8 protein-coding genes are annotated in these 8,682 nt (G+C 64.2%); 5 read left to right on the top strand and 3 right to left on the bottom strand.

Annotated elements, in window-relative coordinates:
- Nucleotides 1-308: 308 nt before the first annotated feature.
- Genes FYX01_RS25570 through FYX01_RS25560 form a run of 3 tightly spaced genes read right to left on the bottom strand, consistent with a single transcriptional unit; the run spans nt 309 to nt 3,957 of the window.
- Nucleotides 309-2,261 (bottom strand): DUF3732 domain-containing protein, encoded by a 1,953-nt coding sequence (locus tag FYX01_RS25570; protein ID WP_150246311.1) that lies wholly within the window; start codon nt 2,259-2,261, stop codon nt 309-311.
- Nucleotides 2,258-2,743: a three component ABC system middle component gene (locus tag FYX01_RS25565; protein ID WP_150246309.1), complete on the bottom strand. Its 486-nt coding sequence runs from the start codon at nt 2,741-2,743 to the stop codon at nt 2,258-2,260. Before FYX01_RS25565 ends, FYX01_RS25570 begins: the two co-directional genes overlap by 4 nt.
- On the bottom strand, nt 2,743-3,957 hold the full coding sequence (locus FYX01_RS25560) for an ABC-three component system protein (RefSeq protein WP_150246306.1): 1,215 nt from the start codon (nt 3,955-3,957) through the stop codon (nt 2,743-2,745). The genes FYX01_RS25565 and FYX01_RS25560 overlap by 1 nt, the downstream gene beginning before the upstream one ends.
- A gap of 529 nt (nt 3,958-4,486) precedes the next feature.
- Between FYX01_RS25560 and FYX01_RS25555 the strand changes: the two genes are divergently transcribed.
- From FYX01_RS25555 to FYX01_RS25535, 5 genes are read left to right on the top strand one after another with little or no spacing between them, the layout of a single operon-like run.
- Nucleotides 4,487-5,179 carry a pyruvate phosphate dikinase gene (locus FYX01_RS25555; RefSeq protein ID WP_150246301.1) on the top strand — a complete coding sequence of 231 codons (693 nt, stop codon included), beginning with the start codon at nt 4,487-4,489 and terminating at the stop codon, nt 5,177-5,179.
- On the top strand, nt 5,176-6,075 hold the full coding sequence (locus FYX01_RS25550; RefSeq protein ID WP_150246299.1) for a hypothetical protein: 900 nt from the start codon (nt 5,176-5,178) through the stop codon (nt 6,073-6,075). The genes FYX01_RS25555 and FYX01_RS25550 overlap by 4 nt, the downstream gene beginning before the upstream one ends.
- The gene (locus tag FYX01_RS25545; RefSeq protein WP_150246296.1) at nt 6,068-6,727 is read left to right on the top strand and encodes an AAA family ATPase; all 660 of its coding nucleotides are present in this window, start codon (nt 6,068-6,070) and stop codon (nt 6,725-6,727) included. The genes FYX01_RS25550 and FYX01_RS25545 overlap by 8 nt, the downstream gene beginning before the upstream one ends.
- The gene (locus FYX01_RS25540) at nt 6,724-7,743 is read left to right on the top strand and encodes a nucleoside phosphorylase-I family protein (RefSeq protein WP_150246293.1); all 1,020 of its coding nucleotides are present in this window, start codon (nt 6,724-6,726) and stop codon (nt 7,741-7,743) included. The genes FYX01_RS25545 and FYX01_RS25540 overlap by 4 nt, the downstream gene beginning before the upstream one ends.
- Nucleotides 7,740-8,666 (top strand): DUF2797 domain-containing protein, encoded by a 927-nt coding sequence (locus tag FYX01_RS25535; protein WP_150246289.1) that lies wholly within the window; start codon nt 7,740-7,742, stop codon nt 8,664-8,666. Before FYX01_RS25540 ends, FYX01_RS25535 begins: the two co-directional genes overlap by 4 nt.
- The last annotated feature ends 16 nt before the right edge of the window (nt 8,667-8,682 follow it).

Here is an 8,682-nt window from a genome sequence, read left to right as displayed (position 1 = left end):
CCAGGAGTCGTGCGGTGGTGTCGTAGAGTGCACGGGCGAGGGAGTTCAGGTCTTGCGTCACAACATGACCATGGGCTCCCTCGCCTCATGCTCAGACCATGCACCCCTTGGAATTACTCATCTAGGCAGCCCACAGGATGAAGTTGCTATTGCCGAGCGCCTCCTGTCAGGCCCGAGATGGCCTTCAGCTTCTGGTCAGGACAGAGGAGGCTGGTAGACGACGACTTGCCTCGTGCGATGCGTCTGTGTTCAGCACTGATACGCCAGTGATCTGATTCCTCTCAACAAGTTGTGTTTTCCTAGGTATATCAATTGTCATTTCGCGAGATCCAGTGCGCAGGAACGAGTGCTTGATCGTTCTCGTAGCGCCAGCGCTGGATGACATGCGGGCTGAACTCCGGATGGTCTAGATCTGCGTGTTCCATGACGATGACCTGGAACTTTCCGCTAAGACGACTCAGCATGTCGTTGATAGCCTGATAGACGTTCAGTAGCATGTTGCGATCTCTGGCCGCCAAGACAGATTTTCCTTGATGCTCGGGCGGGAAGTACACCTGCGAGGGTTGGTCGAGGATCAAGAAGCGAGGCACCGGCGCGTGGTGCTCGGAAAACCACTCGTGCAGGCCGAGGAATGTCGCAACGTGGTATCCCAGGTAGTTCTCTCCGCTGCCCATATTCGCGAGTGGCAGAGGACCTTCGGGTTTATCAGCTACGACTGTGAGGCGATTGATGTCGAGGCGAATGGGATTCTCGGAGTGTTCGAGTCTGAGGCTCACGGCCTGGGAAGTGATCTTTTGGTTGATGAGCGACAAAAAGCTGGCGAGGCGCTCGCCCTGGGTGTCGTCGCCGAGCTCTTCCTCTAGCTCGGCGATCTGTTGACGCAGTTCTTCTCGGCGGTCGTTCAATGGTGGGGCTACCGCTTGGTAGGCGGCAGTGTCGAGGTAGAGACTGATGCGTCCTTGAACGATGGCAGCGCGGCGAAGATCGTCTGGCTCACGCTGCAGAGCGCGCAGGCCAGCGGTGACTCCGGTGATCTCTTCTTGGTTGCGGCTCAGCTCCGACCGTAGGTCCTGCAGTCGGTTCTCTTCCTCGCTAATCAGACGTTGGATCGTTGGTGTGTCACTGCCGATGGCCTGAAGATCTCCTTCCAAATGTGCGAGATCGCGGTTCAGGGCCGTGACTGTGTCATTGGCAGAAGGGAGAGAGCTCGCGCACACTGGGCAGTGGGCATCCCCTGAACTCTCGGGGTTGCGGCGCAGTAGATCAAGTGATGTGAGACGGGCGCGTTGCTCGGCAGCTTGGCTGGTGAAGTCGTTGTTCTCAGCCAGAGTTCGCTTAAGATCGGCGATCTTGGCACGACTCTGCCCGTGAAGACGGCGTAGCTCGCCGCGGCGCGCGACGAGCGCCCCTATCGGATCGTCCGCACGGTATTGGTTGGCTTGGATTTCGGCCTGGCCCAGGGCTTGGCGTAGTAGCGTAAGGACATCGTCGGCCGATAGATGCCGGCCGGTGGGCGGGGGCAGCAGGTGAGCTTCGACTGCTTCAGTGAGCAGAGCGCGAGCTTGCCCGCTGGCAGGATCAGTTTCGCCTATTACGTTGATTGCGGCTTCCTGGTCAGCCAGATCGCGGCGCAGCAGGCGGAGTCGGTTGCGCCTTAGGGCCTGCTCGGGGTCGACTGCACCGAGGAAGTAGGGAATGACGCCGCGGATGGTGTTGGGACGCCACTCTTCTCCTTGGGAGTGGAAGAGCAGGTCGGGGTTAGCGACCTCGTTCTGGGCCTGCAGGCAGAAGAACAGAGCGTGGCGGATGGATGGGGCGATCGTCGTGGCTCGAGCGACGGACGGCACACGGACGGTGCGATCGATGCCGCAGAATTCGCTGAGCAGGTCTTTCGCAGCATCTAGTGGCGTAGAAAAATTGAGCTTATCCAGAGGTGGAGGCGGGCTGCCAGGTGCCTGGGAGATGATGCACATCACGGTACTTACGGTGGCTTTGCCTTTGGGGGCGCGGCGAGCGACGAATAGTTGCTGATCGGACTTGACCAGGGTGACGGCGTAGGCGCTGACATAGTCACGGACTATGCCGGCTTTGACTGGATAGCCTTTACTGCCGAAGCAGTAGTCGATGATGGTCATCAGGGCGCTTTTGCCTCGCCGTGAATCGCCAGTTACGATGTTGAGTCTCCCGGTCCTGAAAGGAACGGTACGTATCTGGTCCGGTTGCTTACCGTAGACGGTTACCGCCTGGATCTGAAAGGTCAAGGCTTCACTCCAAGGAGGGTCAGGACGGTACTGAGGCTTCCTGCGCTGGGCAGCCATCGTCCGAGTTGGAAGGCCGCTTGCTGGATGGCCGTGCTCTGTTCGGTGTCACCTCTGACAATTTTTGGGAGTGCACGCGGTATCGGGGTAAGGCCGTCGCTGTCGCAGCGCAGGATGCCGCTCTGTAAGGCGAACAGAAGGCCGGGGCGCACGACGGTAGCCAGAGCGGAGGTGTTGCGCCCCATAGCGATCCGTACGGCGTCGTTCTGTTCGATCCATCCCATCAAGCTGGCACCAGTGGTGGCGGGCAATTCAGCGCGGATGGAGGGCTGCAGGGCCATGATGGCGGCGGTGACTGCCACCGGTAGCGGACAGGGAGTTGTGTAGCCCTTGTCGTGGCCGTGGACCGCACGCGTGCACAACACTGCGGTGAAGGCTGGATTGTAGAGTGCCCGCTCCTCGCGGCTCAGTTGAAGGGCCGCCATCAGCTTGCTCCGGCTGGTTCGAGAAGAGCCGCAAGCCGGGCGGAGAAGTCGGGATGCCAGCCGACCCTAAGTTCATCGGCCAGCATGTGGTACGACCCCTTGGGGATGAACACCTCTTGGAGGCCGTTTCGGATCTGCGCGCGGGCCTCGCGATCGACCCAGCTGTAGATCTGCCTGGCTTCGCGTTTCATCTCCTTCTCGGTCGCTTCGGGGCCTAGTTCTTCCCTCATCTCGGCGAAGCGTGCCTGCCACTCCTCGACCAATCTGCGCTCGTAATCGCCGATCTCTCCGGGGCGCAGCAGCTTCTCCTCCGACCAGCGCGATCGCTGGGCGAAGGCGCGGATGTAGTCCCGGACTGCGAGGTGGACCCTGTCAGGACCGACCCCGATCAGGTCGAGTTGTCGAACGAACGTCTTATCAGCGGACTCAACGGGTTCCGGTTCCAGGTTCATGATGTCCTGGTCGATGGGAAGGTTATTGGGACTGAACTGTCCGCGCAGTCGGCTGAATACTTCATCGAACTCTGATCCGGTGATCGGTGCCTTTCCTGGAGTGGTTAACTGTTCGATGACTCGGCCGTAGAACCATCCTTCCAGTCGGGTGAGGAAAGCTGTAGCAAGGTCACGTTCAACGGCCAGGACCGCACGTTTTAGCATTCCGCTACGGATCTCATTGATTCTGGGTGAATGGCCAATGACATCGACTCGTGAAAGTAGTTCGCGCTGCCGCTCTGGTCCTGATGTCTCCAGTGCATCGAAGGCTTTGAATGATTTTTGGAGCTTCTCGTTCTTGGACGCTTTGCGTGCCAAACGCAGCAGCCGTAGAGCTTCGTCCACGTCGCGGTGTCCGGTCTCCTTGGGTTGGAGGTGGTGTCCTGCGCTGTCGGCCGAAAGTTCGGCGGTGGTTAGTAGGAACAGGTCGGTCTCGGCCAGGTCGATCCGCCTGTTCAGGTCGGCCTCGCACCAGATTCGGAGGGTCTTCCACAGGTCTTCCGACGTGTCGGTCAGGCGGATTCCTTCAGCGCGCTGCTTCAGCTGGAGCAGTTCCGTCAATGATCCTGCATGGGTCTCGATGTCGTCGGCAGCCTCCACAGCAACGCTCCACTCGAGTCCGCCCATCGACCGCTCGATACACAGTTCTAGTGCTTTGGCGAATTGGTACAGGTACCCGAGCGCTGAAGCGGATGCTTCGAACTGGTCGTCCTTGGTCACCATGGACTCCGTCATCCTCCCTATTGATCTGATACAGATCCTCCCATGGAGAGGCGTGATGGGAGAATAGGCACTGACGATTACGAAGAGAGCCGTGCTGGCCGCTGCCTTGCGTATCGGAAACCTTGTGACTGATGCCCTGTGTGTCCCGTGTGTTCCTTGTGCGGGTGGCCGGGCACGGGCCCCGACACCCGAACTCGAATCAGTCGGTCTAGCGTGATAACCATGCGCTCACCCACCCCTTCAGTGCATCAGCATCGCCCTCGCCATGGTTGCGTTGCCAGCGCCCACCGTCATCGCTGGAGCCCTGATCACCTTCCTCTGGTGCCTGCTCCCTGCCGATCTCCCAATCGGACGCAGCCTCCCCATCACCTGCTCGCTGAGCGAGCTTCGGGCGCATGACTGAGTGGTCATCAGGCCTATGACTGGCTGGTCATGGGCTTGCGGGCGTGGCCTGGCCACAGTGGGCGCATGGATGGATTCGAGGAAGGTACCCGTCGTCTGACGGGCCCGAGTACGGGCAGGTGCGGCGATGGTGGCTGACCTGCTGACTCAGGAGTTGGAACCGGAGCGCTGGGGGTTCAAGGCCGCGAGGTTGAGCGAGGTCGCCGCCTTGGGGATCCCCGTGCCTCCTGCACTGTGTCTACGCGCTGACGCCCTGGTTCGTGGGACCGCCGAAGCGGTGAATGCGACGGGTACGTGGCTGCGCCTGTACCGGCCCCGTCGGGTCGTGATCCGTACCAGCGCGCACGAAGACTTGTTGGAAAGCGCCCAGGCCGGACGGACGGTCACGGTGTTGAACTGCCCGCCGGATGCCTCGGCGCTGGTGCGGGCGATCGACCAGGAGTTCGTCACAGAGAAGAATCTCGGCGGGGTGGCTGGGGCCTGCGTTCTGGTCCAGGAGCAGGTGGACGTGACTCTGTACGGTGTGGCGTTCTCCCGTGAGGGCCGTGTGCTGGTCGAGGCGACACGAGGGCCTGACGGAGTGACCGGTGGGAGGATCCCGCAGGTCCGTGCTCGTGTGGAGGGCGAACGGCTTGCCGTCAACGCGAACGGCCAGACGATCCCAAGCCTGGCCCTGATACGGCGACTCCGTCGGGTGTGCCGGCTGCTGGCCGAGCACTTCGGATTCGACGTCGATGTCGAGTGGGCGTGGACCGGCGCGTCAGTGATCGTGCTGCAAGTCCGCCCCGTCACGGGCGAACCGCTGGAGTGGGCCTCATGAACGACATGGGCAAGTTCGAGGCCATCACCGCCCTGGAGAACCATGGTCTGCTGTGCATGCCCGTCAGTGTCTTTCGGCACCCGGCTTCGGTGACCAGTCGGCAGCTCCGGGATCAGTTCGGCCGGGACGCACATCTCGTCGTGCGTACGGGAGCCGACTCCGAAGAACGGAACCTCCTCCGGTTGGTCGGCGCGACGGTCGAGGCCGCGGCGGAATGGATCAACGAACTGCCACCGTCGTTGTCCGCGTTGGTCCAGCCCTACGACCAGGTGCTGTTCTCCGTCGAGCTGGCCGTCTACGACGGCCTGGAAGCAGCCGAGATCATCCCCGGTATCTGGGAACTGGACAACCAGCTCACACCGATCGTGGTCGGTATCCAAGGTGATCGAGTCGGCCTCACGGCCCTCAACTTCGGAACTGCTCAGACGGCGAGGTTCCACGACCTCGTCCGTGGCCACTACGAGAGCCCCGCCCAGGTGGATGACTGGCAGGTCGCCACGGTCATGGAGTGGGTTCGCGGACGTCGCCGCGATTTGGCCGCTCTGCGCCGGGATCTCGGTCACTCCTTCGGGCTCAAGCTGCACTACTCCACCCGCTTCGGGCTCTCCCCGCAGAACCTCCGGAGCACAGTGCCCCACCGCGAGACCTGGACGGGGAACCAGAGCTCGCCACGCCCCGCGGTTGCGGTCCTGACCTCCACGAACGAACCGATTCCCAGCGGTCCGCTGCTGCTCGATGTGTCCCTCGCACGTGAGCAGCACGCCCAGCTCACTGGCTTTCTCAGCCGCCTGCGGAAGGCGGGGACCAGCGAGGTCTACCTGCGTTCCGGGCTGCTCTCCCATCTGGCCATCAACCTCCGCGAGGCCGGAATCACCGTGAGGAGTGCCCATGGGTGAATTCTGGGTGGTCGAAGGCATCGACGGAGCGGGCAAGAGCCACCTCCTGTCCCGCCTCACCGACAACATCCACGAAGCGGTCGTTCTCCGCAAGGACGTACTTCCCTCATCAGGCAACCCCTGGGCGGACGAACGCCTGTCAGCGATGCACCGCCTCACCTGGGGCTACGACCACGCCGAACCCGTGTGGCACTACCCGACCCGTTATTGGCTGCACACCCTCGCCGCCTGGTACGAGCTGTTCCACCACGTCCACGTGGCACCGGCGCTCTCCTCCGGCCGTTCCGTCGTGGTCGACGGCTGGTACTTCAAGCACCAGGCCCGGATGGCGCTCTCCGGCGACGAACGACTGGAGGACTTGGCCGCGCGGGTGTTCTCGGCCCTTCCCCAGCCGGACCACATCGCCAAGCTGTCCACACCAGCGCACCTGGCCGCGGCCCGCCGCAACGGAAACTCCAAGCCCTCCGAACACGGAGCCTTCGTCACCGGCGAGGCGACCACGTCCGCGCGGAGCTTCACCGACTATCAGACCCGCACTGACCTCGCCCTGGGCTCGCTCCTCGCCGCCCACCCGGCTCCCGTTCACACCGTGGGCAGCGGCTCCGGCACCGAGCACATCCTGTCCCTTCTTCGCAAGAAGGCCGCACCATGAACACCACCGCGCCCGTGGCCGTTCCCACCGGTCACACGATGGGGGAGCGGCTGGCCGACTACGTGCTCCCCAAAATCCCGGTCGACCTGCTCACCGCCACCAACGGCCGGGCCTGGGTCTACCCCAACCGCTCCCTGTCCTTCCTCCTCGGCGGAGACAAACGCGAGGGGAAACGGTTCAACTGGCGCCGCCCCTACTTCACCGTCGCCGACCAGGTCCTGCACTGCGTGGTCCCACCGGGCCGCGACTACGCCCACCACTACACCCAGCTCGTCCGCGAGGCCTGCGCACTCACCGGGCTCCCCACCGACGTCACCACGGAACCCCCGGCTCCCGGGCAGGGCTTGGAGTTCATGGACCACTGGCTCCCCGCATACCTGCCCGCCAACGACCGGGTGATCCTCGGCTACGTCGAACCCCTCCTCCGCGACCGCACCACCGACTGGACCCACCGGCCCGGGTTCGGCTGGCGCACCGCACGCGTCGGCAACGCCACCGTCCTCCTCCTGGGCTGCGAGTTCAGCTTCTGGGGAGACCTCGCCGGAGACCTGGTCACCGCTCTGACCGCACGCGGGCACACCGGAGGAGTGGTCTACGTCGGCAAACTCGGTGGGCTCCAGCCGGACATGGCACCCAACACTCTCGTCGTCACCGGTACCACCACCCGCATCGAGGAGTGCCGCCTCACCTGGGACAGCGCCCTGGACCTCACCCAGGCGCCCGCCACCCTCCGCTCCGGCGTACGGCACGCCACCGTTCCCAGCGTGCTGGACGAAACCCGCACCTGGTTCGAGGCCAACAGGGCGGACTTCGACGTCGTGGACCCAGAGATCGGCCACATGGCCCGCGCCGCCACCACCGCCGGCGTCCCCTTCGACTACCTGCACATCGTCACCGACAACCTGTGCGGCACCTACGAACACGGCCTCTACGGCGAGCGCGCCGCACCCGTGGCCACCGGGCGCCGCCGCTGCCTGCACGACATCGAGACCATCCTGTACCGGAGCCTGACATGACCATCACCGCACCCGTCACCGTCCTCGGCCTGGACTGGAGCACACCGGACACACCGTGCCTGCGCACCACCGCCACCCCTGACGGCAGCCAGCTCCATCCCCTCCTGGGCGAGCACACCTTCCGCGTGGACGGCGACGAGCGCTACTGCGTCGGCTGGTTCGACCTCACCGGCCCCGAGGGCAGGCACGTGCGGTGCCGCAACGACGAGACCGTCACCAGGGGAAGGCAGTGCCGACGCTGTCAGTACAAGGAAGGCTTCGTCGCCGCCCACCAGGCACATCACAACCCACACGCTCTGCCGGACAACATCCGCGGCTACCTCCAGCAGCCGCACTGGCTCTACCTCGACGTCTTCGCCAAGGGGATGACCAAGGTCGGCACCGCCGCCGAACTCCGCCGACGCAGCCGCCTGGCCGAACAGGGCCCCGTCGCCGCCGTCTACATCGCGCGCACCTCCGACGGCATCGCCGTCCGAGCCCTGGAGGCCGCCGTCTCCCGGCATCTCGGCCTGCCCCAACAGGTACCGACCCGCCACAAGGTCCTCGGCCTCCAGGACCGGGTGGACACCGCCGCGCTCATGATGCGGCTCACCGAACTCGCCGCCGAGGCCACCGCCTACCTGGCCACGATCACCGCGGACCAGCCTGGCACCGAGGTGTTCCTCGACCCGGAACCGTGGGCCCGCCCCGCGTGCGCCACGACCGTCTTCGACGCCGCCCCGGTCCTGGCCTACCCCGCTGCCCTCACCGAGGGAACCCACCACCTGCGCGTCACCGGAGCCAGCGGACCCGTCGCCCTGTTCACCACCGAACCCGGCCCCGACGCCGCCCGATACTGCGCCGACCTCAGCAAACTCATCGGCCGCCGACTCGTCCCCGCCACCCCAGAGAATGCGCCCACTAGCGCCCCGACCCTGTTCTGAACCCGCCCCTGCCTGC

The sequence above is a fragment of the Nocardiopsis quinghaiensis genome (assembly GCF_008638365.1).
Taxonomy (GTDB): Bacteria; Actinomycetota; Actinomycetes; order Streptosporangiales; family Streptosporangiaceae; genus Nocardiopsis; species Nocardiopsis quinghaiensis.
This window is presented reverse-complemented; position numbering and strand designations above follow the sequence as displayed.

Coding starts and splice junctions, on each gene's coding strand:
- FYX01_RS25535 (WP_150246289.1), top strand. CDS start 7,740: ATGACCATCACCGCACCCGTCACCGTCCTCGGCCTGGACTGGAGCACA.
- FYX01_RS25560 (WP_150246306.1), bottom strand. CDS start 3,957: ATGGTGACCAAGGACGACCAGTTCGAAGCATCCGCTTCAGCGCTCGGG.
- FYX01_RS25540 (WP_150246293.1), top strand. CDS start 6,724: ATGAACACCACCGCGCCCGTGGCCGTTCCCACCGGTCACACGATGGGG.
- FYX01_RS25545 (WP_150246296.1), top strand. CDS start 6,068: ATGGGTGAATTCTGGGTGGTCGAAGGCATCGACGGAGCGGGCAAGAGC.
- FYX01_RS25550 (WP_150246299.1), top strand. CDS start 5,176: ATGAACGACATGGGCAAGTTCGAGGCCATCACCGCCCTGGAGAACCAT.
- FYX01_RS25555 (WP_150246301.1), top strand. CDS start 4,487: ATGGTGGCTGACCTGCTGACTCAGGAGTTGGAACCGGAGCGCTGGGGG.
- FYX01_RS25565 (WP_150246309.1), bottom strand. CDS start 2,743: ATGGCGGCCCTTCAACTGAGCCGCGAGGAGCGGGCACTCTACAATCCA.